Here is a 25,482-nt window from a genome sequence, read left to right on the forward strand (position 1 = left end):
CCGTCACGGAAGTGCCCTGCTCGCGGGGAGAACGGCCCGGATGGAGCCCCCGGGGCGAAGCACCTTGAAGCGTGCGGGACAATGGAGTACGTGACTCGGATCGTGATCATTGGCGGCGGACCCGGCGGATACGAGGCGGCACTCGTTGCCGCCCAGCTCGGCGCGGAGGTGACCGTCGTCGACTGCGACGGTCTGGGCGGGGCGTCGGTGCTCACCGACTGCGTCCCGTCGAAGACTCTGATCGCCACGGCCGAGGTGATGACCAGCTTCGACTCCTCGTACGAGGAGCTCGGCATCATCGTCGCGGACGACACCCCGCACATCGACACCCCGGCGCGCGTCGTCGGCGTCGACCTGGGCAAGGTCAACCGCCGTGTGAAGCGCCTCGCGCTCGCCCAGTCCCACGACATCACCGCGTCCGTCACGCGGGCGGGCGCGCGCGTGCTGCGCGGCCGCGGCCGTCTGGAGGGCCAGCAGGACACGGACGGCTCGCGCAAGGTCGTCGTGCGCGCGGCCGACGGCACCGAGGAGACCCTCGTCGCCGACGCCGTCCTGATCGCCACCGGCGGGCACCCGCGCGAGGTCCCGGACGCGCAGCCCGACGGCGAGCGGATCCTGAACTGGACGCAGGTGTACGACCTGGACGAGCTCCCGGAGGAGCTCATCGTGGTCGGCTCCGGTGTCACCGGCGCGGAGTTCGCCGGTGCCTACCAGGCCCTCGGTTCGAACGTCACGCTCGTCTCCAGCCGCGACCGCGTGCTGCCGGGTGAGGACCCGGACGCCGCCGCGGTCCTGGAGGACGTCTTCCGGCGCCGCGGCATGAACGTCATGTCCCGCTCGCGCGCCGCCTCCGCCAAGCGCGTGGGCGACCGGGTCGAGGTCACGCTCAACGACGGCCGCGTCATCTCCGGCACGCACTGCCTGATGGCCGTCGGCGCCATCCCGAACAGCAGCGGCATGGGCCTGGAGGAGGCCGGGGTCAAGCTCAAGGACTCCGGGCACATCTGGACCGACAAGGTCTCGCGCACCTCCGCGCCGGGCGTGTACGCCGCCGGTGACGTCACCGGGATCTTCGCGCTGGCCTCCGTCGCCGCCATGCAGGGGCGCATCGCGATGTACCACTTCCTGGGCGACGCGGTGCAGCCGCTGAACCTGAAGACCGTGTCGTCGAACGTCTTCACCGACCCCGAGATCGCGACCGTCGGCTACAGCCAGTCCGACGTCGACGGCGGCAAGATCGACGCCCGCGTCGTCAAGCTGCCGCTCCTGCGCAACCCGCGCGCGAAGATGCAGGGCATCCGCGACGGCTTCGTCAAGATCTTCTGCCGTCCCGGTACGGGCATCGTGGTGGGCGGTGTGGTCGTCGCGCCGCGCGCTTCGGAACTGATCCACCCCATCTCGATCGCGGTCGACAACAATCTGACGGTCGAGCAGATCGCGAATGCGTTCACCGTGTATCCCTCCCTTTCGGGCTCGATCGCCGAGGTCGCCCGGCAGCTGCACACCCGGAAGTCGGCGGGCGAAGCCTGATCGCGGACCGATCGTCGGTTGAACGCCGAATGATCGGAGTCGGTCCGGGGTAACAACTCCCCGCAGGTCACGGGCTGTCGTCGCCCATTCGCCCGGCATAGGCGGGGCGAGTAGGCGCCTATACCACTTCCCACCCTGTCGTGCGAACAACTTCTGTAATTCGGCGCAAACTGCTGAAAGCAGACGGTCGTTGGGGTTACTGTCAGTTTCGTGTTCGCTGCAGAACGTCGCCAATTGATCCTCGAAATGGTGCGGGCCAACGGAGCTGTATCGCTCCGGGAGCTCGCCCGCGTCGTCCAGACCTCAGAAGTGACCGTACGGCGGGACGTGCGCGCGCTGGAGGCAGAAGGACTCCTCGACCGCAGACATGGCGGTGCGGTATTGCCGGGCGGATTCACGCGGGAGTCCGGCTTTCCGCAGAAATCACATCTCGCGACCGCCGAGAAGACGGCCATCGCCGATCTCGCGGCGGGACTCGTCGAAGAAGGCGAAGCCATCGTCGTCGGAGCGGGTACGACCACGCAGGAGCTGGCCCGACGGCTCGCGCGGGTACCCGGTCTGACCGTCGTCACCAACTCCCTCCTGGTGGCACAGGCCTTGGCCCATGCCAACCGCGTCGAGGTCGTCATGACCGGCGGCACCCTGCGCGGTTCCAACTACGCGCTCGTGGGCAGCGGGGCCGAACAGTCCCTGCAAGGCCTGCGGGTCTCGCGCGCCTTCCTGTCGGGCAGTGGTCTGACCGCCGAGCGCGGGCTCTCCACGTCCAACATGCTCTCGGCGAGCGTGGACCGCGCGCTAGTCCAGGCCGCCGCCGAGGTCGTGGTCCTCGCCGACCACACCAAGCTGGGCACCGACACGATGTTCCAGACGGTGCCGACGGACGTCATCACCCGCCTGGTCACGGACGAGCCGCCCCCGCACGACGACCGTGCGGCGACCGAACTGCAAGCCCTGGCGGACCAGGGCGTGCAGATCGCCGTCGCGGGCGGGAGCGCGGGCGCGGGCTCCGGACCAGGGGTGGATCCCGTCCCGGCGCGGCAGCCGCGCCGGGACGTGCCACTGCCGGGTCAGCGCCGTAACCACGGCGGTCACGGGCAGAGTCCCGGGGCGCAGCTGCGCAGTGCGGTGCTCGGGGAGCAGCAGCCCGGGGAGCGGGCCGCGCGGGTGGCGGATCTACGCCGCCGCTGAGCCGGCCGTCGGGCCCGGTTCGCCGGGCTCATCGGGCGCCGACCCCTCGGCCTTCAGGCCGCGCAGGGTCAGCATCAGGAGACGGTCGGCCAACTCCGGCTCCTCCGGGGTCTCTTCGGCGGCCAGCGCGATCGCGTTGGTCAGCTGCATCAGATCGCCGATCGACACACCGGGGCGTACGGCACCGGCCCGCTGTGCTCGTACGAGCAGGGCCGTGCCCGCCTCACGCATGGGCCGGCTGCATCGGGAGAGTGCCGAACTGTCGTCGTGCGACGCCGACATGAGGGCGCGGGAGAGCCCGCGGTACTCACCCGCATGAGTGATGATGGCGCGCAGCCACGTCACGAGGGCCGAACAGGGCTGCGGATCCTGGAGCAGCGCGCGGGAGCGGTCCAGGAGGTCGCTCACCGCCTCTTCGAAGACGGCGCTCATCAGGGCGTGCCGGTTGGGGAAGTGGCGGTAGAGGGTGCCGATGCCCACGTTCGCGTGCCGGGCGATGTCCTCCAGGGAGGCGTCCGTGCCGTGCTCCGCGAAGGCGGCACGGGCTTCCGCCAGGAGCCGGTCGTAGTTGCGGCGCGCATCCGCTCTCTTCGAGCGGTGGCGCTCCTGCGGGCTCACTGCCTCTGCCATGGCGTGCCTCCCTGACCCGACCCGAACGTACGCGTGCCTACGCGTGCCTCAAGTCTGCCCGAAGCCCGCATACCGCCGATCACCGGCTCCGCCGCTCCCGTCCTCGCACGCCGGGCGGGCTGGAGAGTCCCCAGCCCGCCCGGCGGTCACGCGACAAGCGGCAGGGTCAGTCCTTGATCTCGCAGATGACCGCGCCGGAGGTCAGGCTCGCGCCCACCTCCGCCGTGAGGCCCTTGATCGTTCCCGACCGGTGGGCGTTCAGGGGCTGTTCCATCTTCATGGCCTCCAGGACGACGATCAGGTCGCCCTCCTGCACCTCCTGGCCCTCCTCGACGGCGATCTTGACGATCGTGCCCTGCATCGGGGAGGCGAGGGTGTCACCGGAGGCCGCCGGGCCGGACTTCTTCGCCGCGCGCCGCTTGGGGCGGGCGCCGCCCGCCGCCGCGGTGCGGGCGATGGTCATGCCCAGCGAGGAGGGGAGCGAGACCTCAAGACGCTTGCCGCCGACCTCGACGACCACCGTCTCGCGGCCCGGCTCTTCGTCCGTCTCGGTGTCGGCCGCCGCGGCGAACGCCGGGATCTCGTTGACGAACTCGGTCTCGATCCACCGGGTGTGGACCGTGAACGGGTCGGCGGAGCCGGTCAGTTCGGGGGCGAAGGCCGTGTCCCTGACCACCGTGCGGTGGAACGGGATGGCCGTGGCCATGCCCTCCACGGTGAACTCGTCCAGGGCGCGTGCGGCCCGCTGGAGGGCCTGCTGGCGCGTCGCGCCGGTCACGATCAGCTTGGCGAGGAGCGAGTCCCACGCCGGGCCGATGACGCTGCCGGACTCCACGCCCGCGTCCAGGCGCACGCCCGGACCCGACGGCGGCTCGAACACGGTCACGGTGCCGGGGGCGGGCAGGAAGCCGCGGCCCGGGTCCTCGCCGTTGATGCGGAACTCGAAGGAGTGACCGCGCATCTCCGGGTCGCCGTACCCCAGTTCCTCGCCGTCGGCGATGCGGAACATCTCGCGGACCAGGTCGATGCCGGTGACCTCTTCGGTGACCGGGTGCTCCACCTGGAGACGGGTGTTGACCTCCAGGAAGGAGATCGTGCCGTCCATGCCGACGAGGAACTCGACGGTGCCGGCGCCGACGTAGCCGGCTTCCTTCAGGATCGCCTTGGACGCCGCGTACAGCTCGGCGTTCTGCGCCTCGCTCAGGAACGGCGCGGGCGCCTCCTCCACGAGCTTCTGGTGGCGGCGCTGGAGCGAGCAGTCACGGGTCGACACGACCACCACGTTGCCGTGCTGGTCGGCCAGGCACTGGGTCTCCACGTGCCGCGGCTTGTCGAGGTAGCGCTCCACGAAGCACTCGCCGCGGCCGAAGGCCGCGACGGCCTCGCGCACCGCGGAGTCGTACAGCTCCGGCACCTCTTCGAGGGTCCGGGCGACCTTCAGGCCGCGTCCGCCGCCACCGAAGGCGGCCTTGATCGCGATCGGCAGGCCGTTCTCCTCGGCGAACGCCACGACCTCGTCGGAACCGCTGACCGGGTCCGGCGTACCGGCGACCAGCGGGGCACCCGCGCGCTGCGCGATGTGCCGGGCGGCGACCTTGTCGCCCAGGTCGCGGATGGCTTGCGGCGGCGGGCCGATCCAGATCAGGCCCGCGTCCAGGACGGCCTGCGCGAAGTCGGCGTTCTCCGAAAGGAAGCCGTAACCGGGGTGGACCGCGTCCGCCCCCGCGTCCTTGGCCGCTGCCAGAACCTTGGAAATGTCCAGGTAGCTGGTGGCCGGAGTGTCACCGCCCAGCGCGAACGCCTCATCTGCCGCACGTACATGCAGAGCGTCCCGGTCAGGATCTGCGTAGACGGCTACGCTCGCGATCCCTGCATCCCGGCATGCCCGAGCAACGCGGACAGCGATTTCGCCACGGTTGGCGATGAGCACCTTGCGCACGATGGCTCCCTCCTTGAAACAAGCCGAGTTTAGGGACTGCCGACACGACCTTTCGACCCGTCCCCAATGGTGAGCTTGCCCACACGGAGCGTGATCCGGGGCCTGCCCGTCCGCGAAATCCCTTGTCGCACCACGGTGTGCAGGGTCCCTTGCGGGCAGACTAACGCGCCGATGTGGTCAAGGTCTCTGTGAGAGCGCGCTGCGGCGAGGCGGCATTCTTTGTCGAGTCCCTACGAATGGCCCAATGATTCTTTGCCTTGGGCCGAGCCCTTGTCCCCCGGTTTACCCGTTAGTAGCGTTCACGATGTCTGGCACGTACTGGCGGTAACAGCGGAAGAGGGTGGGCGCCGTGGCGCGTAGACCGGTTGCCTGGGTGGGCGCGATCGTGCTCCTGGTGGAGGCGGTGGGCATCGCGTGGCTCAACTGGTTCCTCGGACTCGTCGTCAGCAACCAGGACATGTCGCTCGCCGGCCTCGACCCGCACGCGATGTCCGTGTCGACGTGGATCGCGGGCGGCCTCTTCGGCCTCTACCTCGCGCTGTGCGCCGTCGTCATGCTGCGCTCGGCGATCCGCGACCGCGCGCCGGGCCGCATCGGCCGGCTGCTCCTGATCAGCGCCGCCGTGGTGCACGCGCTGCTCGGGGCGTTCTCCGTCGGCCTGGTGGGCTGGCCCGCCTTCGTCTTCATGATGGTCGTGCTCGGCCTGATCGTCCTGACGCTCGTGGCGTACGACAAGAAGCCCGTGGAGGGCGCCGACGCGGCTCGCGGGAGCGACGGGGCAGCGGGCGGCGGCGCGCCGGAGAACGGCGCCCCACAGCCCGCCTGAGCCCTCGCGGGCCCCGCGTCCGGGTGCCGGCGGGGCCTACTTCGCCCACAACTCCGTGATGCCCACGCCCAATTCGGACAAAAGGCGGCGCAGCAGCGGCAGCGAGAGCCCGATGACGTTGCCGTGGTCGCCCTCGATGGAGTCGACGAAGGGCGCCGAGCGGCCGTCGAGGGTGAACGCGCCCGCCACGTGCAGCGGTTCGCCGCTGGCCACGTACGCGGCGATCTCCTCGTCCGAGGGATCGCCGAAGCGCACGACGGTCGAGGCCACCGCCGCCACGTGGCGGCCGCTCGCGGTGTCGTACACGCAGTGCCCGGTCTGGAGGACGCCCGCGCGCCCGCGCATGGCCTTCCAGCGGGCGGTGGCCTCCTCGGCGTCGGCGGGCTTGCCCAGCGCCTCGCCGTCCAGTTCGAGCACCGAGTCGCAGCCCACCACCAGGGCGCCCTTGGCGTCCGGGCGCGCCGAGACGACCGACGCCTTGGCCTTGGCCAACGCGAGGGCGAGTTCGGCGGGGGTCGGTGCGGAGATCGCGTCCTCGTCGACCCCGCTGACGATCACGTCGGGGGCGAGACCGGCCTGGCGCAGGAGGCCGAGCCGGGCGGGGGACTGGGAGGCGAGGACGAGACGGCGGGGCTGATCACTCATGCGGTCAGCGTAGCGAGCCCCGGCGGGCGAATCCTCAGTGCAGGCCCAGGACGAACATCGCCACGACCATGGCCAGGGCGAGGACGAGACCGGCACGGCGCATCTTCGCCTGCATGTCCCGCATGTCCTTGGGCGGGTTGTTCTCAGGGTCGGACCACAGCATGAGTCCGATACTGCGCGCGGCGGGCGCGGGGCGCCTGAGTACGCGTACTCAGGCGCCCCGGCCCATGCCACTCATTCGCAGTGGGCCCCGTCAGGGCTCATCAGGGCCCATCAGTCTCACCCGGGCCAGTAGGTGCGGCCCCACGACGTCGGTCCCGGCGCGGGCAGCCGGTCGCGGGCCACGCGCGCGGGGTCCGCCCAGGCGTCGAGCACCGCGGGCGCGCCGGACGGCTGGTTCGCGACCGCCGCGGCGCGCGCCTGGACCACCGCGAGCGCGGCGGCGAGCTCCTCAGGGGTCGGATTGCCCCGTACGACCTTGATCATGAACGCTCTCCTCGCTCTCCTCGCTGGGGCACGGTCTAGAGGGGGATGTTGCCGTGCTTCTTCGGGGGCAGGGATTCCCGCTTCGTGCGCAGCTGACGCAGGCCGCGCACCAGGTGGGAGCGGGTCTCCGACGGCATGACCACCGCGTCGATGTAACCGCGCTCGGCGGCCGTGTACGGGTTGAGGAGGCGGTCCTCGTACTCCTGGATCAGGCGGGCGCGGGTGGCCTCCACGTCGCCGGAGGCCTCGGCCGCCGCGATGGTCTTGCGGTGCAGGATGTTGACCGCGCCCTGCGCGCCCATCACCGCGATCTGCGCGGTCGGCCAGGCGAGGTTGAGGTCGGCGCCCAGGTGCTTGGAGCCCATGACGTCGTACGCGCCGCCGAACGCCTTGCGGGTGATGACGGTGATCAGCGGGACCGTCGCCTCGGCGTACGCGTAGATCAGCTTCGCGCCGCGGCGGATGATGCCCGTGTGCTCCTGCTCGACGCCCGGCAGGAAGCCCGGCACGTCGACGAAGGTGATGACCGGGACGTTGAACGCGTCGCAGGTGCGCACGAAGCGGGCGCCCTTCTCCGATGCGTCGATGTTCAGGCAGCCGGCGAACTGCGTCGGCTGGTTGGCGACGATGCCCACCGGGCGGCCCTCGATCCGGCCGAAGCCGGTGAGGATGTTCGGCGCGAACAGCGGCTGCGTCTCGAAGAACTCGGCGTCGTCCAGGACGTGTTCGATCACCGTGTGCATGTCGTACGGCTGGTTGGCGCTGTCCGGGATGAGGGTGTCGAGCTCGCGGTCCTCGTCCGTCAGCTCCAGGTCCGCCTCCTCGGGGAAGGCGGGCGGCTCGCTGAGGTTGTTCGACGGCAGGTAGGAGAGAAGGGACTTGACGTACTCGATCGCGTCCTTCTCGTCGCCCGCCATGTGGTGCGCGACGCCCGAGGTGCTGTTGTGGGTGCGGGCACCGCCCAGCTCCTCGAAGCCGACGTCCTCGCCGGTGACCGTCTTGATGACGTCGGGCCCGGTGATGAACATGTGCGAGGTCTGGTCGACCATCACCGTGAAGTCGGTGATCGCGGGGGAGTAGACGGCGCCGCCCGCGCACGGGCCGACGACCAGGCTGATCTGCGGGATCACACCGGAGGCGTGGGTGTTCCTGCGGAAGATCTCCCCGTACATCCCCAGGGCCATGACGCCCTCCTGGATGCGGGCGCCGCCGGAGTCGTTGATCCCGATGACCGGACATCCGGTCTTCAGGGCGAAGTCCATGACCTTCACGATCTTCTGGCCGAAGACCTCGCCGAGGGCGCCGCCGAAGACGGTGAAGTCCTGGGAGAAGACGGCCACCGGGCGGCCGTCGACGGTGCCGTAACCGGTCACGACCCCGTCGCCGTACGGGCGGTTGGCCTCCAGGCCGAAGTCGGTGGAGCGGTGCTGGGCGAACTCGTCGAACTCGACGAAGGAGCTCTCGTCCAGGAGCAGCTCGATGCGCTCACGCGCCGTCAACTTCCCCTTGGCGTGCTGCTTCTCGACCGCGCGAGCCGAACCGGCGTGCTTGGCCTCCTCGATGCGGCGCCGGAGATCGGCGAGTTTTCCCGCAGTCGTATGGATGTCGATCCCCGCGTCGCCCGTGTCGGGGGTGGTGGGGGTATCGCTTGCGGCGCTGGGCACGGGCACGTTGGGCTCTTCCGGCTCGGACATAGGGATGCGGCTCCCTGCCTGCTCAAAGGGGCGACTGGCGGCTTGCGGCTGCTGGTGACTCGCTTGCTACTGACTCGTAGGGTATCGGCGTGCCTACGGATCGGCAGTGCGGCGTTTACCACACCTAAGGTGGCTTGCATGACGCCGCGAGATGCTTCAGACGACTCCTCGGACACTCCTTCCGGTACGCCTTCGGGCGACCCCTCCGGCACCTCTTCCGGCGCGCCCTCCGGCTCTCCCGGCGGCGGGCGCTGGTCCGATCTCGACCGGCCGCCGCTGAACGCCGCCGCGCTGCGGCGGGCGCTGGTCCGCGACGGGGGGCTGTGGACCTCTCTGGAGGTGGTGCCCGCGACGGGCTCGACCAACACGGATCTGGCCGCCCGCGCGGACGAGCTGCCCGAGGGCGCGGTCCTGGTCGCCGAGGAGCAGAGCTCGGGGCGCGGGCGCCTGGACCGCCGCTGGTCGGCGCCGCCGCGCTCCGGCCTCTTCTTCTCCGTGCTCCTGAAGCCGGGGGCCGCGGTCCCGGTCGAGCGCTGGGGGTGGCTGCCGCTCCTGACCGGGGTCGCCGTCGCCACGGGCCTCTCGCGCGCCGCCGGGGTGGACACGGCCCTCAAGTGGCCCAACGACCTGCTCGTGACGGTGGCGGGCGAGGAGCGCAAGGCCGGCGGGATCCTCGCCGAGCGGGCGGGGTCCGCCGACGGCGGGGGCGTGGTCGTCGGCATCGGCATCAACGTCACCCTGCGCGCGATCGAGCTGCCGGTGCCGGGGGCCGGGTCCCTCGCGCTGGCCGGGGCGGCGACGACGGACCGGGACACGGTGCTGCGGGCCGTGCTGCGGTCCCTGGAGCAGTGGTACGGGGACTGGCGCACCGCCGAGGGCGACCCCGCGGCCTCCCGCCTCCAGGAGACGTACGCGGCGGGCTGCGCGACGCTGGGCCGCAAGGTCCGCGCGCAACTCCCGGGCGACCGCTCGATCACGGGGGAAGCGGTGGCGGTGGACGCGGACGGCCGCCTGGTGCTGGCCACGGGGGAAGGGGTGCAGGAGCCCGTGGGGGCGGGGGACGTGGTGCATTTGCGGGGCGCGTAGGGGTGCGCGGGAGTGCGGGCGGGCGACGGGTGGCAGGGGTGGTTCGAGGACGGGGGATTGCGTGGGGGAGGGTGTTCGTTCAGGTGAGGTTGCGGGGCAAATGGGCGGGTGGGTGTTCGACGAGGTGGCTTCGGGATACCCACAGTCCGAGGCGCCCCGCCGGGAAAGGCGTGAGCTGCGGCACACCTGCCGTAAAGTTGGCGCCGGTCGATACCTGACCGCGGCAGATCGGAAGGGCAGCAGGCGTGACCGTCGACGACACGGGCTCCGGCACGGGTGCATCGCCCGACGGTGAGCCCGGGCGAACAGCTGGCTCCGTCAGCCACGCGTTCGACTCGATGGACTCCGGGGACGAGAAACCGGGAGACCCGGACAAGGACCCCCTCGCGCTGCGCCTCGAAGGGCTGATCCTCGGCGCCGACCGCCGCTACACCCCGTTCCAGGCGGCCCGCAGCGCCGGCGTCTCCATGGAGCTCGCCTCCCGCTTCTGGCGGGCCATGGGCTTCCCCGACGTGGGCCAGGCCAAGGCCCTGACCGAGGCGGACGTGCTCGCCCTGCGCCGCCTCGCCGGCCTGGTCGAGGCGGGCCTGCTCAGCGAGGCCATGGCGGTGCAGGTGGCCCGGTCCACCGGGCAGACCACCGCCCGCCTGGCCGAATGGCAGATCGACTCCTTCCTGGAGGGCCTGACGGAGCCGCCCGAGCCGGGCATGACGCGGACCGAAGTCACGTATCCGCTGATAGAGCTGCTCCTTCCCGAGCTGGAGGAGTTCCTCGTCTATGTCTGGCGGCGCCAGCTCGCCGCCGCCACCGGCCGCGTCGTCCAGGCCGCGGACGACGAGGAAATGGTCGACCGGCGCCTCGCCGTCGGGTTCGCCGACCTCGTCGGCTTCACGCGGCTGACCCGGCGCATGGAGGAGGAGGAGCTCGGCGAACTCGTCGAGGCCTTCGAGACCACGGCCGCCGACCTCGTGGCCGCGCACGGCGGCCGGCTCATCAAGACGCTGGGCGACGAAGTCCTGTACGCCGCCGACAACGCCGGTGTCGCCGCGGAGATCGCGCTGCGGCTCATCGAGACCATGGCGAACGACGAGACGATGCCCGAGCTGCGCGTCGGCATCGCCTTCGGCACGGTCACGACCCGGATGGGCGACGTCTTCGGCACCACGGTGAACCTCGCGAGCCGCCTCACGTCGATAGCGCCGCGGGACGCCGTCCTGGTGGACGGCGCGCTCGCCGAGGAGCTGACGCGGACCGGTGACGCCCCCGCCTCGGAGACCGAGGCGGCGGAAGCGGCCGAGCTGGCCGAGAAGGAGGGCACCGAGCCGCCTTCCTACCGCTTCGCCCTCCAGCCGATGTGGCAGCGGCCCGTGCGCGGCCTTGGCGTCGTGGAGCCCTGGCTGCTCGCCCGCCGCGGCTGAGCCCTGCCCGCATCCCGTGCGCGGCACGGAATTTTCCGGCACGCCCCTCCCGGCGCCGTGCCGCGATGACATGATCCTCCTGCAATGCGGTAACGAGCGTTAACCGGACGTGGAGGAATGCAATGGGTGGCGAGCAGCGGTTCGGGGAATTCGTCGGTGTCAGGCGGCATGCCTACGTCGCCGAGCTCGTACTCGACCGGCCCAAGGCCATGAACGCCGTGTCCACGGACATGGCCCGCTCCATCGGCGCGGCCTGCGCGGCCCTCGCCGATGACCGCGACGCCCGGGTCGTGGTCCTCACCTCCACCCATGAGCGGGCCTTCTGCGTCGGGGCGGACCTGAAGGAGCGCAATTCCTTCACCGACGCCGAGTTGGTGCGCCAGCGCCCCACCGCGCGGGCCGCCTACACCGGCGTACTGGAGCTGCCCATGCCGACCGTCGCGGCCGTGCACGGCTTCGCGCTCGGCGGCGGCTTCGAGCTCGCGCTCGCCTGCGATCTCATCGTCGCCGACCCGACCGCCGTGGTCGGCCTCCCCGAGGTGTCGGTCGGCGTGATCCCGGGCGGCGGCGGCACGCAGCTGCTTCCGCGCCGCGTGGGGGCCGCGCGGGCCGCCGAGCTGATCTTCACCGCGCGGCGCCTCGAGGCGGGCGAGGCGCGGGAGTTGGGCCTCGTGGACCAGCTCGTGGGCGAGGGCGAGGACCGTACGGAGGCGCTCGCGCTCGCCGGGCGGATCGCCGCGAACTCCCCGGTGGGGCTGCGCGCCGCCAAGCGGGCCCTGCGGCTCGGGCACGGCCTTGACCTGCGGGCCGGTCTGGAGGTCGAGGACGCGGCCTGGCGCTCGGTGGCCTTCTCCGGCGACCGGGCCGAGGGGGTGGCGGCGTTCAACGAGAAGCGCACGCCGCAGTGGCCCGGGGAGTGAAGCCGGCGCCCGCCCCACACGCTGTGTAATGTTCCAAACGCCCAAATTGTCGTAAATCTCCTAGCCTAGGGAGATGGGAGAGGATGTCCGGCTGCGGGCCGTGGTCGTGCTGGCGCAGGGGATGGCCGCCGCGCACACTCCGCGTGAGTCCTGGCGGGCGGCAGCGCGCGGCGCGTGCCGTGCGCTGTCCGGGAGTTTCGCGGCCCTGTCCGTCTGGGAGCGCGACCTCGGGCGGCTGAGGGTGCTCGTGAACGTGGGCGAACGGGCCGAGGGGGAGAAAGAGTTCCCGGAGCGCGAGGCGTACCCCGTGAACGAGTTCCCGGAGATCACCGAGTTCCTGCACGAGCGGTGGGCGGGCGGCGGTGAGCCGCACGCCTGGGTCGAGACGTCCCGGGGCCCCTCGGAGGCCACCGCCCCCGGCTACTGCCACCAGCGGGTCGCCGCCCTGCGCAGGCGCGGGCGCGGCTGCTGCGTGGTCGCGCCGATCGTGCTGCACGGGCGGGCGTGGGGCGAGCTGTACGTGGCGCGGCCGGTGGGGGCGCCGCCCTTCGGCCGTGCGGACGCGGACTTCGCGACGGTGCTCGCCTCGGTCGTCGCGGCGGGCATCGCGCAGACCGAACGCCTGGAGGAGGCCCGCAGGCTCGCCTTCACCGACGCCCTGACGGGTCTTGCCAACCGGCGCGCGGTCGATCTGCGCCTGGAGGAGGCGGTGGAGCGCCACCGGGCGGACGGGACGGTGGTGAGCCTGGTGGTGTGCGACGTGAACGGGCTCAAGTGGGTCAACGACACCCGGGGCCACGCGGTCGGCGACCGCCTCCTCGAACGCTTCGGTTCGGTGCTCTCGCTGTGCGGGGCGATGCTGCCGGGGACGCTGGCCGCGCGGCTGGGCGGGGACGAGTTCTGCCTGCTCTCCGTGGGTCCTTCCGCCGACGAGGTGGTGCGGGTCGCGGACGAACTGTGCGTACGGGCCGCCGAGTTGGAGCTGGGGGACGGGGTCGCGTGCGGGGTCGCCTCCACGCAGGACCCGATCGGCGAGGTCCGCTCGGCCCGCCGCCTGTTCCGCCTCGCGGACGCGGCCCAGTACCGCGCGAAGGCGGCGCGAGCGCCGAAGCCGGTGGTCGCGGGCCGCGAGGGCGCGGACGACCCGGTGGTGCGCCTCGCCAACTCGGCGGACGCGCCCCCGGCAGGCGAAAGGCGCCACTTCCGGGGCCGGGGACCAGACCCGCACCCCACCCGGGAGGACGGGCGGGGGACGCGCTGAGGAATCCCGGGCCCAGGGGACGCGAGGGGAGTAAGTGGCCAACCCCGGATCCGACCGTGACACTCGGCGATTCAATCCGTACTCTGCTGAATATGGATATGCACACCGTGGTCCTGGGGACGTCCGGGACAACCGCGGCGGACGTCGTCGCCGTCGCACGCGGCAACGCCCGCATCGAGCTGTCGGCCGACGCCGTCACCGCCCTCGCCGCAGCGCGGGAGATCGTCGACGCCCTCGCGGCCAAGCCCGAGCCCGTCTACGGCGTCTCGACCGGCTTCGGCGCCCTCGCCACCCGGCACATCGGGCCGGACCTGCGCGCCCAGCTCCAGCGCAACATCGTCCGCTCGCACGCGGCCGGCATGGGCCCGCGCGTCGAGCGCGAGGTCGTGCGCGCCCTGATGTTCCTGCGCCTGAAGACGGTCTGCTCCGGCCGTACCGGCGTACGCCCCGAGGTCGCCCAGACCATGGCCGACGTGCTCAACGCGGGCATCACGCCCGTCGTGCACGAGTACGGCTCCCTCGGCTGCTCCGGCGACCTCGCGCCGCTCAGCCACTGCGCCCTCGCGCTCATGGGCGAAGGGGACGCGGAAGGCCCGGACGGCGAGCTGAAGCCGGCCGGCGAGCTGCTCGCCGCGCACGGCATCACGCCGGTCGAGCTGCGCGAGAAGGAGGGCCTCGCCCTCCTGAACGGCACCGACGGCATGCTCGGCATGCTGGTCATGGCCCTCGCCGACCTCGACGCCCTCTACAAGTCCGCGGACGTCACCGCGGCCCTGACCCTCGAAGCGCTCCTCGGCACCGCCAAGGTCCTCGCCCCCGAGCTGCACGCCATCCGGCCCCACCCGGGCCAGGGCGCCTCCGCCGCCAACATGCTCGCGGTCCTCGCCGGTTCGGGCCTCACCGGCCACCACCAGGACGACGCGCCGCGCGTGCAGGACGCGTACTCGGTGCGCTGCGCGCCCCAGGTCGCCGGCGCGGGCCGGGACACCGTCGCCCACGCCCGCACGGTCGCCGAGCGCGAGCTCGCCGCCGCCGTCGACAACCCGGTCGTCCTGCCCGACGGCCGCGTCGAGTCGAACGGCAACTTCCACGGGGCCCCGGTCGCGTACGTCCTGGACTTCCTCGCGATCGCCGCGGCGGACCTCGGCTCCATCGCCGAGCGCCGCACGGACCGGCTGCTCGACAAGAACCGCTCGCACGGCCTGCCGCCGTTCCTCGCGGACGACGCGGGCGTGGACTCGGGCCTGATGATCGCCCAGTACACGCAGGCGGCGCTCGTCAGCGAGATGAAGCGGCTGGCCGTCCCGGCGTCCGCCGACTCGATCCCGTCCTCGGCGATGCAGGAGGACCACGTCTCGATGGGCTGGTCCGCGGCCCGCAAGCTGCGCACGGCGGTCGACAACCTGACCCGCATCGTCGCGATCGAGCTGTACGCGGCGACGCGCGCGGTCGAACTCCGCGAGGGCCTCGTGCCCGCCCCGGCGACCCGTGCGGTCATCGAGGCGATCCGCAAGGCCGGCGTCCAGGGCCCGGGGCCGGATCGTTTCCTCGCACCGGACCTGGCGGCGGCCGACGCGTTCGTGCGCTCCGGCGCGCTGCTCGCCGCGGTCGAGCCGATCACGGGCCCGCTGGCCTGACCCCGGCATCCCGTACGCCGACGAGGGGCGCCGTCACCCGTGACGGCGCCCCTCGGGCTTGCTGACGGCGGCCCCGCACACGTGGTGACGGCGCGTCAGTCGCGGTCGACGTGCTCGTGCGTGATGTCGCCCTTGACCGCGTCGATCTCGAAGTCGGTCTTGTTCCAGTCCTTGGTGACGACGTCCACGGACCAGACCAGCTTGTCGCTGTCGTCGTCGTCCAGGCCGATCGACGTGACCGTGCCCTTCTTCTTGTCGGTCGCGGCCTTCGCGGCCTGCTCCGGCGACTGCTCGACGCGGGCGAGGCGGTCGGCCGTCTCCTTCTTGTCGTCGGCCTCTTGGTCGCCGTCGGGCGCGGAGCTGATCACCTTGCCCGAGACCGCGTCGACGCGGACGTCGTGCACGGTGCCGTCCTTCTCGGCGACCTCGGCGACCCACTGCGGGGCCCCCGCGCTGCCGCTCGGGCTCGGGCTGGAGCCGGGGCTCTGGCTCGCGGCGTCGTCATCGTCGTCGTCGCCGTCGTCGCCGTCGTCCGCGCCCTCCAGATCGAGGTCGGTCAGCTTGCCGCCCGGGACCTTGTCCACCGCGGTGGCGGCGGCCTTGTCCCAGGTGACCTTGGTGGCGGCGAGCAGCGCCTTGCGCTCCTGCTGGTCCTGCGTGAGGGACGCGCCGCCCGTGGGGCTCTCCGAGGGCGCCTCCCGCGGAACGGACTTCGCCGCTTCCGAGGTGGCGTCGCCGGCGGACGAGGTGCCGCCGTCCGACCCGCAGCCCGTCACCAGCGCCGCCGACGCCGCGACGGCGCACAGGGCGCCGACGAGGCGCAGGTGGCGGGAGCGGAGGGTGCCGGGCTTCTTGTTCCGGGGCTCGAATCTCATACCCGCATGCCTAGCCCTCGCCCCGGATCAGGCCGCGGTGCCGCGCGGCCGGGTCACCCGAGTGCCCGGCGCGTACGGGGGCGGGCCCCCGGCGTCCGGGCGCGCGGCCCGCGGCGAGCGCCCCTCAGTAAGCGGGACCCTGACGTTAGTAAGCGGGACCCTGACGTTCGCGGCGCACCGAGTACGCGACGAAGCCCGCGCCGAGGCCCAGGAACGCCGTTCCGCCGATCAGATAGGGCGTCGTGTCCACGCCGGCGCCGGTGTCGGCGAGGCGGTCCTGCGTGGCGGAGGCGCTGGTGGCGGTGGCTGCGGCAGCTGCGCTGTCTGCGGTGTCCTTCGAGTTCAGCGTCGCGCGGTGCTGTTCGGTGTGGACCACCCGGGGGGCCTCGGGGGCCTCGGGAGATCTGAAGGTCGCCGACGCATTCGCGGAGGGAACGAACCACAGGCCCCCGAGGAGGGCCCCTGCGGCAGTGGCGGTGAGCAACGATCGACGTGCGGACACGGAATCGGATCCCCCTTGTGGTGCTGGCGAATTGGCCGTGTGGGGCGATGGTAATGAAAGGCGCGGGTCGCGGGAAAGTCGCGGGGGTCATGGGTCGTACGCTCCGACGCATGAGCACATCAGAGACATCACGTTTTGTACGCCTCCGCGTCGAATTGGTGGTCGAGGTCGACGACTCCGGCGAACTGGCGTCCTCCGCCCTGCGCCGGATCGCGGAGGACGAGCACATGCCCGCCGAGGAGCGGCAGCACGCCGAGGCGGCCGTCAAGGAGGACGACGCCGAGGCACTCGCCTATCTGGTGGATCCCTTCGACCTGGTCAGCGAGGTGCCCGGGGTGGAGCTCGCGCAGGCCTCCTGGAGCAGCGAGCAGATCGACTACGACCCCGATTCGCCGGACTGGGACCCCGACGAGGATGATGACGACGACGAGGATGACGCGGCCGGAGAGGCTGTCGTCGGGGGCGGCGCCGGTAGCCGGGGGTTGTAGGCGGTGGACGGAAAGTAGTACGTCTGCCGGACGGAAAAAACGGAACCCGTAGCCCCGGACGGCAACCGCCGCCCGGGGTTCCGTCGTCTCAGTGGTGCACGGGTGTCACCGGTACATCGCGGGACGTGGTGTTCCCCACATCTTCCGCAGAAGTGGAACGGGATGAACCGGGCAGGACGTTATGCGGGACTACGGGGACTCTCGACGTTCATGGCGTGTTGGGGATTTCGGCAACGATGGAGAAGCGTGTGATGACGGACAGTAGGCGGCAGCGCGGACGTCGCAAGGGTCTTGCGGCCGTTTCCGCTCTGGTCGGCGGCGTCCTGGTGCTCTCGGCCTGCAGCAGCGACGACGGCGACAAGAACAGTGCCGGCGGCGGCAAGGAGTCGCAGAACCAGGTCGACGAAGCAGCCGCCAAGAAGACGTCCGACGCGGACATCAAGATCGCGCCGAAGGACGGCTCCGACAACGCGGGCATCAACAGCGCTGCCGTGGTCAAGGTGAGCAAGGGTTCCCTGACGGACGTCACCATGACGTCGGCCGAGGGGACCGCGGTCGAGGGGCAGATAGCTGCCGACAAGAAGAGCTGGAAGCCCACCGGCCAGCTGGAGCGCGCGACCACGTACAAGATCTCCGCCACCGCCAAGGACTCCGAGGGCCGCAAGGCGCACGAGAACTCGAAGTTCACGACGGTCTCGCCGGCCAACAGCTTCATCGGGAACTTCACGCCCGAGGACGGGTCCACGGTCGGCGTGGGCATGCCGGTGTCGATCAACTTCGACAAGGCGATCACCAACAAGAAGGACGTCCAGTCCAACATCAAGGTGTCGTCCAGCAGCGGCCAGGAGGTCGTCGGCCACTGGTTCGGCAACAACCGCATCGACTTCCGCCCCCAGGACTACTGGCAGGGCAACTCCACGGTCACCCTGAAGCTGTCCCTGGACGGCGTCGAGGGCGCGGACGGCGTCACCGGCGTCCAGGAGAAGACGGTCCAGTTCAAGATCGGCCGTAACCAGGTCTCCGTCGTCGACGCCAAGACGAAGCAGATGAAGGTCATGCGGGACGGCAAGGTCGTCAAGACCATCCCGATCTCCGCGGGCTCCCCGGAGAACAAGACGTACAACGGCAAGATGGTGATCTCCGAGAAGTTCAAGGAGACCCGGATGAACGGCGCGACGGTCGGCTTCACGGACGACGACGGCAAGGGCGAGTACGACATCAAGGACGTGCCGCACGCCATGCGTCTGTCGAACTCGGGCACGTTCATCCACGGCAACTACTGGGGCGCGAAGTCCATCTTCGGCGGCGCCAACACCAGCCACGGCTGTGTCGGCCTGGAAGACGCCAAGGGCGCGAACGACAAGAGCACCCCGGGTGCCTGGTTCTACGAGAACTCGATGGTCGGTGACGTCGTGGACGTCCGGAACACCGGCGACAAGACGGTCCAGCCCGACAACGGCTTCAACGGCTGGGTCATGGACTGGGCGCAGTGGAAGGCCGGTTCGGCCGTCTGAGGACTCTCAGGGACGCACCGGAGCGAACGGCGGTGGCCCGCACCCCCCACGGGGGGTGCGGGCCACCGCCGTTCGGGCTTCTCATGGTTCTCTTATGCCGCCCTTATCCGTTCATCACGGCGCGTACTTAGCTTCACGCACATGTTCTTCACCTACCTGAGGCGCGAGCTGCGCCGCCGCAGAAAAGCGGCCCTCGTCGTGGCCTCCGGTCTCGCGCTCGGCATCGCGCTGGTCATCGTCGTCAGCTCCGTGTCGTCCGGCATGAAGCAGGCGCAGGGCAAGGTCCTGGAGTCGCTCTACGGGCTCGGCACGGACATGACCGTCACCAAGGCGGCGACGCCCCCGAAGGAGGGGAGCGGGCAGAGCGGCCGCCCGCGCTTCAAGTTCGACGCCAAGGCCCCCGGTGACGGCGGCGGCAGCGAGGAGCAGAGCAGCGACCGCGTCATGGTGCAGGGCTTCCAGACGCTGTCCTCGGCCACCGTCGCCGAGGTCGGCGGGCAGAGCGGGGTCGCGGACGCCGTCGGCGGTCTGAGCCTCCAGGTCATGAAGGTCGACGGCCGGTTCGAGCGCGGCGAGTTCGAGCAGGCGCCCGAAGCCACCGGCAAGGCGCAGCCGCCCGGGAGCGGCGGTGACGGCGGGCAGCAGCAGGGCCGGGTGCGCGGCGGAGGCGCCGACTTCGACGTCGACTCCTACAGCGTCTACGGCACGGACGTCGGCAAGCTCGGCCTCGGTCCGCTGACGTCCTCGAAGATCAGCAAGGGGCGTACGTTCACGGGGTCGGAGTCCGACGCCAAGGTGGCCGTCGCCGACGCCTCGTACGCCAAGGAGAAGAAGCTCGCCGTCGGGGACACCGTCACGATCTCCGGCACCAAGATCGAGGTCGTGGGCATCGCGACCCCCGACAGCGGGGACGCCGCGGCCAACCTCTATCTGCCGCTCGAGCGCGCGCAGACCCTCGCCGACGCGAAGAACAAGATCACCACGGTGTACGTCAAGGCCGCGGACTCGCAGCGGATCGACGACGTCAAGAGCGCCATCCAGAAGAACGTCTCCGGGACGACCGTGACCACCTCCGCCGACCTCGCCGACACCGTCTCGGGCTCCCTCTCCACCGCCTCCGACCTCGCCTCCAGCGTCGGCACCTGGCTGTCCGTGGCCGTGCTCGTCGCCGCCTTCCTGGTCGCGGGCCTCCTCACGTCGTCCGCGGTCAGCCGGCGCGTACGGGAGTTCGGCACCCTGAAGGCCCTCGGCTGGAAGAGCGGCCGTGTCACCCGGCAGGTCGTCGGCGAGGCGGTCGTCAACGGCCTGGTGGGCGGTGTGCTCGGCATAGTCGTCGGCCTCGGCGGCGCGTACGCGGTCACGGCGGTCAGCCCCACCCTGACGGCGGAACTCGGCTCGGCGGGCGGGCAGTCCGGTGGCCTCATGGGCGGCGGCCCCGGCGGCGGTCCGGGCGGCGCGATGCGTGAGTCCGCGGCCAAGGCCCTGGACATCTCCCTCACCGCTCCGGTCAGCGCCACCACCATCGCGCTCGCCGTCGGCCTCGCCGTGGCCGGTGGTCTCGTCGCGGGCGCCTTCGGCGGCTGGCGCGCCTCGCGGCTGCGGCCGGCGGACGCCCTGCGCCGCGTCGAGTAGGCGGCTCCAGCGACCCCGCCCGAGCCGCCCACCCCCTCACGTATCGCAGGAGTCACACCATGTACCAGCTCAAGGACGTCACCAAGCAGTACCGCAGGGGCAAGGAGACCGTCGACGCGCTCGCCGGGGTCGACCTGGCCATCGGCGACGGTGACCGGCTCGTCATCCAGGGGCCCACGGGCGGCGGCAAGTCCACGCTCCTCCAGATGCTCGGCGGACTCGACCGGCCGACGTCCGGCAGCGTCGAGCTCGACGGCGTCGACCTGGCCGCGCTGCCCGAGGCGCGCCTGACCAAGGTGCGCGCCGAGTCCATCGGCTTCGTCTTCCAGTCCTTCAACCTGATCCCCACGCTCAGCGCCCAGGAGAACGTCGAGACGGCGCTCGTCCCGCTGGGGCTCGGCGCCGCCGACCGCCGTGAACGCGCCGCCGACGCACTGGCGTCCGTGGGCCTCGGCGAACGCCGCAGCCATCTGCCCGCCGAGCTGTCCGGCGGCCAGCAGCAGCGCGTGGCCATCGCCCGCGCCCTGGTCAAGCGGCCGAAGGTACTCCTTGCCGACGAGCCGACCGGCAACCTCGACGAGTCCATGCGCGACGAGATCATGGACCTGCTCGAAGGGCTCTGGACGGAGCACGGCCTGACGTTCGTGATGGTCACCCACGACAGCGCCATCGCCCGCAAGGCACCCCGCCTGGCGACGATCCGGCGCGGCCGCATCAAGGTCACCGAGCGAACCCCTCAGTGAGCAACTCTTCACTCCTGCCGCACTATTGAGCAAATGTTCGACCTTGGGCGATACTTCCTCGCTCAGGGGCGGGAGCCCCTTGACCTCCAGGGGGAGACTTGCGCAGAAAAGTGAAGAGAGCCTATGGGGCCACGATCGCCACAGCGGCGGCCGTGGCCCTTGCCGCGGGCATGACCAGCCCGGCGTCGGCGGCGAAGCAGTCGCCGGACGCGCCGGTGCCCGCCGCGTCGTCGGGGGGCGGCCTCCAGGGCGCCGGAGCGGCCACGCACCGCATCACCCTCATCACCGGTGACCGCGTCACCGCCGACTCCAAGGGCCGAGTCGTCGGCTTCGAGCGGGCCGAGGGGCGGGAGAAGATACCCGTCCTGACCAAGCGCGTGGGCGGGCACACGCTCGCGATCCCGGCCGACGCCCGGCGTCTGATAGCCGACGGCAAGCTCGACCAGCGGCTCTTCGACATCACCGAGCTCAGCAAGAAGGACAACCGCAGGGCCCAGCAGAAGGGCCTCAAGCTGATCGTCGGCTACCGGGGCGCCGCGGCAGGGGCCAGGGCCGATGTGCGCGCCGCGGGGGACACCACGGTCCGCAGGACCCTGAAGTCCCTCAACGCCGACGCCATCACCACCCCGAAGCGGGACGCCGGCGACCTGTGGTCCGCGCTGATCGCGGAGAAGGGCGGCGCCACGGCGTCCGGCGTCAGCCGCGTGTGGCTGGACGGCGTCCGCAAGGCGCGGCTGGACAAGAGCGTCAAGCAGATCGGCGCCGACAAGGCCTGGGCGGCCGGGTTCGACGGCAAGGGCGTCAAGGTCGCCGTCCTGGACACCGGCGTCGACGCCACGCACGCCGACCTCAAGGACCAGGTCGTCGGCGAGAAGAACTTCACGCGCGCGGCGGACGCCAAGGACCGCTACGGCCACGGCACCCACGTCGCGTCCATCGCGGCCGGCACCGGCGCGAAGTCGGGCGGCAAGTTCAAGGGCGTGGCGCCCGGCGCCAAGCTCCTGAACGGCAAGGTTCTCGACGACACCGGCTACGGCGACGACTCCGGGATCCTCGCGGGCATGGAGTGGGCGGCCGAACAGGGCGCCGACATCGTGAACCTGAGCCTGGGCGGCGGCGACACCCCCGGCGTCGACCCGCTCGAAGCCCAGGTGGACAAGCTCTCCGCGGAGAAGGGCATCCTCTTCGCGATCGCGGCGGGCAACGACGGAGAGCCCGGCAGCGTCGGCTCCCCGGGCAGCGCGGACGCGGCCCTCACGGTCGGCGCGGTCGACGACGCCGACAAGCTCGCCGACTTCTCCAGCCAGGGCCCGCGCGTCGGCGACGGCGCCATCAAGCCCGACGTGACGGCCCCCGGCGTGGACATCACCGCCGCCGCGGCGCCGGGCAGCGTCATCGAGCAGGAGGTCGGCCAGCGGCCCGAGGGCTATCTGACGATCTCCGGCACGTCGATGGCCACCCCGCACGTGGCGGGCGCCGCGGCCCTCCTGAAGCAGCAGCACCCGGACTGGAAGTACGCCGAGCTCAAGGGCGCGCTCACCGCGTCCACCAAGGGCGGCGCGTACACGCCGTTCCAGCAGGGTTCGGGACGCATCGCCGTCGACAAGGCCATCAAGCAGACGGTCGTCGCCGAGCCGGTCTCCCTCACCTTCGAGACCCAGCAGTGGCCGCACACCGACGACAAGCCGGCCACGAAGAAGGTGACGTACAAGAACCTCGGCAAGGACGACGTCACGCTCGACCTCACCGTGGCGGGCACGAACCCCAAGGGCGCCCCGGCCCCCGCGGGCTTCTTCACGCTCGGCGCCAAGACGGTGCAGGTCCCCGCGGGCGGCACCGCCGCGGTCGACCTGACCATCGACACCAAGCTGGGCGGCACGGTCGACGGCGCGTACTCGGCGTACGTCGTGGCGACCGGCGGCGGGCAGTCCGTGCGCACGGCGGCCGCGGTCGAGCGCGAGATCGAGTCGTACGAGCTGACGCTGAAGCACGTCGGGCGCGACGGGCAGGCCCCGAAGTACTACGACACCGACCTGGAGGGCGTCTCGGGGCTCGCCGCCCGGAAGTCCTTCGACCCGTTCGACGCGTCCGGCACGGTCAAGCTCCGTGTCCCCAAGGGCGGCTACCTGCTGAACAGCGGCATGTACGCCGACCCGACCGACTTCACCAAGGGCGCCGACTGGATCGCCCAGCCGAAGCTGAGCATCACCAAGGACACGACGGTGACGCTGGACGCGCGCACGACGAAGCCGGTCGACATCACCGTTCCGTCGGCGGACGCCAAGCCCTACTTCGCCGCTCCCGACTACACGGTCGACCTGGCCTACGGCAGCTACTCCTTCGGCTGGTTCCTCGACGGCGGGTACACCAACTTCCGGTCCGCGCACCTGGGGCCGCAGGTCACCGACGGCTCGCTGCACCAGCAGTGGAGCGGTCACTGGACCAAGGGTGACGACGCCGAGTACGACACCGTGGCCGGCGGCGGCGTCAAGCAGGTCGCGACCGGCTACACCAAGCACTACAAGGCGTCCGAGCTCGCCACGGTCACGGTGGACATGGGCGCGGCGGCCAAGGACAAGAAGGGCACGATCACCGCCTTCGGCTACCTCCCCGGCAGCTCCGGCGGCTCCGCGATCAGCGTCCCGCAGGCCCTGCCGAGCAGCCGCACGCTGTACCTGTCCACGGCGGGCGCCGTGAAGTGGGGCATGACCTTCGAGCAGCAGTTCGGGGTCGACGACGAGGGCTGGCCGCAGATCGACGCGGGCTACTCACTGGGCGCGGCGCAGAAGTTCGCGGCGGGCAAGAGCTACGAGAAGACCTTCAACACGGCCGTCTTCGGCCCGCGCGTCGGCGGCGAGTACGGCGTCTTCCGCCAGGGCAACGAGATCATCGGCTCCCTGCCGCTGTTCGCCGACGGCAAGACGCACGCGGGCTCCTCGCTCTACACGTCGGTGAAGACGACCCTCTACAAGGGCTCCACCAAGATCGGCGAGAACGAGGACCCGGTGGCCGGTGGCGCCTCGTTCAAGGTCCCCGCGGCCGAGGCCGCGTACAAGCTGACGACGTCCGTGAAGCGCAGCGTCAAGGTGGCCGCGGCCTCCACGCGCATCGACGCGAGCTGGACGTTCCGCTCGAAGAAGGCCGACGGCGCCAAGCTGCCGGTCTCCACCGCGCGGTTCGCCGCGGCGACCGACCTGAGCAGCAAGGCCAAGGCGGGCGCGACCCAGTCCGTGCCGGTGACGGTCCAGGGCGCGGCCGCCGGCTCGAACCTGAAGTCCCTCGCCGCGTACGTGTCGTACGACTACGGCCAGACCTGGAAGAAGGTCACCGTCAGCGGCGGCAAGATCAAGGTCAAGAACCCGGCCGCGGGCAAGGGGATCTCCTTCCACGCCAAGATCACGGACAAGAAGGGCAACAAGTCCACGCTGTCGATCTACAACGCGTACTACGGCAAGTGAGCAGCCGCACGACGCGCTGAACGGACGGAAAGCCGCGGCGCCGGAGGAGCCGCCGACCACGAGTCGGCGGCGTCCCTCGGCGCCGCGGCGCGTCACGCGGTGTCCGCGCGCCGGGCCGGCCGCCCCGAGCGGCCGCGCCTCCTACGCGTACAGCGAACCGGCCTCCCCACGCGGGGAGTTGTCGGAGACAGTGCTCACGCGTGCCGGCACCGCCCACCACCGAGGAGCCGACGTCACATGACCACCCACACCGTCGAGTACATCCGCTACCGCATCCCCTCCGAGCGCTCCGCCGAGTTCCTCTCCGCCTACACTCGGGCCGCCGTCCCGCTCGCCGCGGCGCCGCAGTGCGTGGACTACGAACTCACCCGCTGCGAGGAGGACTTCGAGCACTTCGTCCTGCGCATCACCTGGACGTCGACCAAGGACCACCTGGAGGGCTTCCGCGGCTCGGAACTCTTCCGCGACTTCCTCGCGGAGATCCGTCCGTACGTCGAGAACATCGAGGAGATGCGCCACTACACGCCCACCGCCGTCCGCGGCACGGGCGCGTCCACCCCGACCCTGTACGCCTGGGCGGGAGGTGAGGAGAGCTTCGAGCGGCTGACCGAGGTCTTCTACGAGAAGGTCCTCAAGGACGAGCTCCTCGCCCCGCTCTTCGAGGGCCTGCCCGCCGAGCACGCCCGGCACGTCGCCCAGTGGCTCGGCGAGGTCTTCGGCGGCCCCGCCACCTACTCCCAGGAGCACGGCGGGCACACCCAGATGGTCGGCAAGCACCTCGGCAAGGGCATCACCGAGCCGCAGCGCCGCCGCTGGGTCAACCTCATGCAGGACGCCGCGGACGACGCGGGCCTGCCCACGGACGCCGAGTTCCGCTCCGCCTTCCTCGCCTACGTCGAGTGGGGCACCCGCCTCGCGGTCTACTTCTCGGGGCCCGGCGCGACCCGCCCCACCGACCAGCCGGTGCCGTCGTGGCACTGGGGCGCGGCGCCTCCGTACCAGCCGTGACG

General features: G+C 71.4%; 22 protein-coding genes. 14 read left to right on the forward strand and 8 right to left on the reverse strand.

What is annotated here, in order from left to right:
* Positions 1-81: 81 nt before the first annotated feature.
* Both QBL25_RS25760 and QBL25_RS25765 read left to right on the forward strand, forming a co-directional pair.
* Complete coding sequence (locus tag QBL25_RS25760) at positions 82-1,530, forward strand: NAD(P)H-quinone dehydrogenase (RefSeq protein ID WP_409059336.1); 1,449 nt, start codon at positions 82-84, stop codon at positions 1,528-1,530.
* Between the two features lie 210 nt (positions 1,531-1,740).
* Positions 1,741-2,718, forward strand: coding sequence for a DeoR/GlpR family DNA-binding transcription regulator (locus QBL25_RS25765; RefSeq protein ID WP_409059337.1), 978 nt, complete (start codon positions 1,741-1,743; stop codon positions 2,716-2,718).
* Here the strand turns inward: QBL25_RS25765 and QBL25_RS25770 are convergent.
* Together QBL25_RS25770 and QBL25_RS25775 are read right to left on the reverse strand one after the other, a co-directional pair.
* Positions 2,704-3,348, reverse strand: a complete 645-nt coding sequence (locus QBL25_RS25770) for a TetR/AcrR family transcriptional regulator (protein ID WP_409059338.1) — start codon at positions 3,346-3,348, stop codon at positions 2,704-2,706. The genes QBL25_RS25765 and QBL25_RS25770 overlap by 15 nt on opposite strands.
* Positions 3,349-3,514: 166 nt before the next feature.
* The gene (locus QBL25_RS25775) at positions 3,515-5,287 is read right to left on the reverse strand and encodes an acetyl/propionyl/methylcrotonyl-CoA carboxylase subunit alpha (protein ID WP_409059339.1); all 1,773 of its coding nucleotides are present in this window, start codon (positions 5,285-5,287) and stop codon (positions 3,515-3,517) included.
* Positions 5,288-5,636: 349 nt separating this feature from the next.
* On the opposite strand from QBL25_RS25775, the gene QBL25_RS25780 reads away from it, so the two are divergent.
* Positions 5,637-6,113: a hypothetical protein gene (locus QBL25_RS25780; protein WP_409059340.1), complete on the forward strand. Its 477-nt coding sequence runs from the start codon at positions 5,637-5,639 to the stop codon at positions 6,111-6,113.
* A gap of 36 nt (positions 6,114-6,149) precedes the next feature.
* Here QBL25_RS25780 and QBL25_RS25785 read toward each other — a convergent pair whose 3' ends face one another.
* The 4 genes from QBL25_RS25785 to QBL25_RS25800 form a co-directional block, all read right to left on the reverse strand.
* Positions 6,150-6,758 (reverse strand): nucleoside triphosphate pyrophosphatase, encoded by a 609-nt coding sequence (locus QBL25_RS25785; RefSeq protein WP_409059341.1) that lies wholly within the window; start codon positions 6,756-6,758, stop codon positions 6,150-6,152.
* Positions 6,759-6,792: 34 nt separating this feature from the next.
* Entirely contained in the window at positions 6,793-6,921 is a 129-nt protein-coding gene (mmpB, locus tag QBL25_RS25790) for a morphogenic membrane protein MmpB (RefSeq protein WP_383284338.1), read from the reverse strand.
* 116 nt (positions 6,922-7,037) lie between these two features.
* Positions 7,038-7,244, reverse strand: coding sequence for an acyl-CoA carboxylase subunit epsilon (locus tag QBL25_RS25795; RefSeq protein ID WP_344523511.1), 207 nt, complete (start codon positions 7,242-7,244; stop codon positions 7,038-7,040).
* A gap of 35 nt (positions 7,245-7,279) precedes the next feature.
* Positions 7,280-8,938 (reverse strand): acyl-CoA carboxylase subunit beta, encoded by a 1,659-nt coding sequence (locus QBL25_RS25800; protein ID WP_409059342.1) that lies wholly within the window; start codon positions 8,936-8,938, stop codon positions 7,280-7,282.
* A 138-nt stretch (positions 8,939-9,076) separates the two neighbouring features.
* On the opposite strand from QBL25_RS25800, the gene QBL25_RS25805 reads away from it, so the two are divergent.
* From QBL25_RS25805 to hutH, 5 genes are all read left to right on the forward strand, one after another.
* Positions 9,077-10,024: a biotin--[acetyl-CoA-carboxylase] ligase gene (locus tag QBL25_RS25805; RefSeq protein ID WP_409059343.1), complete on the forward strand. Its 948-nt coding sequence runs from the start codon at positions 9,077-9,079 to the stop codon at positions 10,022-10,024.
* Between the two features lie 245 nt (positions 10,025-10,269).
* A complete protein-coding gene (locus QBL25_RS25810) occupies positions 10,270-11,442 on the forward strand; it encodes an adenylate/guanylate cyclase domain-containing protein (protein WP_409059344.1) in 1,173 nt (390 codons plus the stop codon).
* Positions 11,443-11,564: 122 nt separating this feature from the next.
* On the forward strand, positions 11,565-12,362 hold the full coding sequence (locus QBL25_RS25815; RefSeq protein WP_409059345.1) for an enoyl-CoA hydratase/isomerase family protein: 798 nt from the start codon (positions 11,565-11,567) through the stop codon (positions 12,360-12,362).
* 73 nt (positions 12,363-12,435) lie between these two features.
* Complete coding sequence (locus tag QBL25_RS25820; RefSeq protein ID WP_409059346.1) at positions 12,436-13,623, forward strand: diguanylate cyclase domain-containing protein; 1,188 nt, start codon at positions 12,436-12,438, stop codon at positions 13,621-13,623.
* A 98-nt stretch (positions 13,624-13,721) separates the two neighbouring features.
* Positions 13,722-15,260: a histidine ammonia-lyase gene (gene hutH, locus QBL25_RS25825; RefSeq protein ID WP_409062778.1), complete on the forward strand. Its 1,539-nt coding sequence runs from the start codon at positions 13,722-13,724 to the stop codon at positions 15,258-15,260.
* A 95-nt stretch (positions 15,261-15,355) separates the two neighbouring features.
* Here the strand turns inward: hutH and QBL25_RS25830 are convergent, their stop codons facing one another.
* The gene (locus QBL25_RS25830; RefSeq protein ID WP_409059347.1) at positions 15,356-16,135 is read right to left on the reverse strand and encodes a PepSY domain-containing protein; all 780 of its coding nucleotides are present in this window, start codon (positions 16,133-16,135) and stop codon (positions 15,356-15,358) included.
* Positions 16,136-16,280: 145 nt separating this feature from the next.
* Positions 16,281-16,637, reverse strand: coding sequence for a hypothetical protein (locus tag QBL25_RS25835; protein ID WP_409059348.1), 357 nt, complete (start codon positions 16,635-16,637; stop codon positions 16,281-16,283).
* A 110-nt stretch (positions 16,638-16,747) separates the two neighbouring features.
* Between QBL25_RS25835 and QBL25_RS25840 the strand changes: the two genes are divergently transcribed.
* The 6 genes from QBL25_RS25840 to QBL25_RS25865 all read left to right on the forward strand — a co-directional run bounded on the left by QBL25_RS25840 (position 16,748) and on the right by QBL25_RS25865 (position 25,480).
* A complete protein-coding gene (locus tag QBL25_RS25840; protein ID WP_409059349.1) occupies positions 16,748-17,125 on the forward strand; it encodes a hypothetical protein in 378 nt (125 codons plus the stop codon).
* Positions 17,126-17,376: 251 nt separating this feature from the next.
* Positions 17,377-18,639, forward strand: a complete 1,263-nt coding sequence (locus tag QBL25_RS25845) for an Ig-like domain-containing protein (protein ID WP_409059350.1) — start codon at positions 17,377-17,379, stop codon at positions 18,637-18,639.
* A 141-nt stretch (positions 18,640-18,780) separates the two neighbouring features.
* On the forward strand, positions 18,781-20,271 hold the full coding sequence (locus QBL25_RS25850; RefSeq protein ID WP_409059351.1) for an ABC transporter permease: 1,491 nt from the start codon (positions 18,781-18,783) through the stop codon (positions 20,269-20,271).
* Between the two features lie 59 nt (positions 20,272-20,330).
* Positions 20,331-21,014 carry an ABC transporter ATP-binding protein gene (locus QBL25_RS25855; protein ID WP_409059352.1) on the forward strand — a complete coding sequence of 228 codons (684 nt, stop codon included), beginning with the start codon at positions 20,331-20,333 and terminating at the stop codon, positions 21,012-21,014.
* Between the two features lie 110 nt (positions 21,015-21,124).
* Complete coding sequence (locus QBL25_RS25860) at positions 21,125-24,472, forward strand: S8 family peptidase (protein ID WP_409059353.1); 3,348 nt, start codon at positions 21,125-21,127, stop codon at positions 24,470-24,472.
* A gap of 237 nt (positions 24,473-24,709) precedes the next feature.
* Complete coding sequence (locus QBL25_RS25865; RefSeq protein WP_409059354.1) at positions 24,710-25,480, forward strand: group II truncated hemoglobin; 771 nt, start codon at positions 24,710-24,712, stop codon at positions 25,478-25,480.
* Positions 25,481-25,482 lie beyond the last annotated feature (2 nt).

Source organism: Streptomyces sp. SYP-A7185 (assembly GCF_046103685.1).
Taxonomy (GTDB): Bacteria; Actinomycetota; Actinomycetes; order Streptomycetales; family Streptomycetaceae; genus Streptomyces.

Bases quoted from the DNA above. Each gene is read 5' to 3' on its own strand.
- QBL25_RS25865 (WP_409059354.1), top strand. From the start codon at position 24,710: ATGACCACCCACACCGTCGAGTACATCCGCTACCGCATCCCCTCCGAG.
- QBL25_RS25800 (WP_409059342.1), bottom strand. From the start codon at position 8,938: ATGTCCGAGCCGGAAGAGCCCAACGTGCCCGTGCCCAGCGCCGCAAGC.
- QBL25_RS25850 (WP_409059351.1), top strand. From the start codon at position 18,781: ATGTTCTTCACCTACCTGAGGCGCGAGCTGCGCCGCCGCAGAAAAGCG.
- QBL25_RS25840 (WP_409059349.1), top strand. From the start codon at position 16,748: ATGAGCACATCAGAGACATCACGTTTTGTACGCCTCCGCGTCGAATTG.
- QBL25_RS25795 (WP_344523511.1), bottom strand. From the start codon at position 7,244: ATGATCAAGGTCGTACGGGGCAATCCGACCCCTGAGGAGCTCGCCGCC.
- QBL25_RS25820 (WP_409059346.1), top strand. From the start codon at position 12,436: ATGGGAGAGGATGTCCGGCTGCGGGCCGTGGTCGTGCTGGCGCAGGGG.
- QBL25_RS25830 (WP_409059347.1), bottom strand. From the start codon at position 16,135: ATGAGATTCGAGCCCCGGAACAAGAAGCCCGGCACCCTCCGCTCCCGC.
- mmpB (WP_383284338.1), bottom strand. From the start codon at position 6,921: ATGCTGTGGTCCGACCCTGAGAACAACCCGCCCAAGGACATGCGGGAC.
- QBL25_RS25805 (WP_409059343.1), top strand. From the start codon at position 9,077: ATGACGCCGCGAGATGCTTCAGACGACTCCTCGGACACTCCTTCCGGT.
- QBL25_RS25815 (WP_409059345.1), top strand. From the start codon at position 11,565: ATGGGTGGCGAGCAGCGGTTCGGGGAATTCGTCGGTGTCAGGCGGCAT.
- QBL25_RS25760 (WP_409059336.1), top strand. From the start codon at position 82: ATGGAGTACGTGACTCGGATCGTGATCATTGGCGGCGGACCCGGCGGA.
- QBL25_RS25855 (WP_409059352.1), top strand. From the start codon at position 20,331: ATGTACCAGCTCAAGGACGTCACCAAGCAGTACCGCAGGGGCAAGGAG.
- QBL25_RS25770 (WP_409059338.1), bottom strand. From the start codon at position 3,348: ATGGCAGAGGCAGTGAGCCCGCAGGAGCGCCACCGCTCGAAGAGAGCG.
- QBL25_RS25845 (WP_409059350.1), top strand. From the start codon at position 17,377: ATGACGGACAGTAGGCGGCAGCGCGGACGTCGCAAGGGTCTTGCGGCC.
- hutH (WP_409062778.1), top strand. From the start codon at position 13,722: ATGCACACCGTGGTCCTGGGGACGTCCGGGACAACCGCGGCGGACGTC.
- QBL25_RS25785 (WP_409059341.1), bottom strand. From the start codon at position 6,758: ATGAGTGATCAGCCCCGCCGTCTCGTCCTCGCCTCCCAGTCCCCCGCC.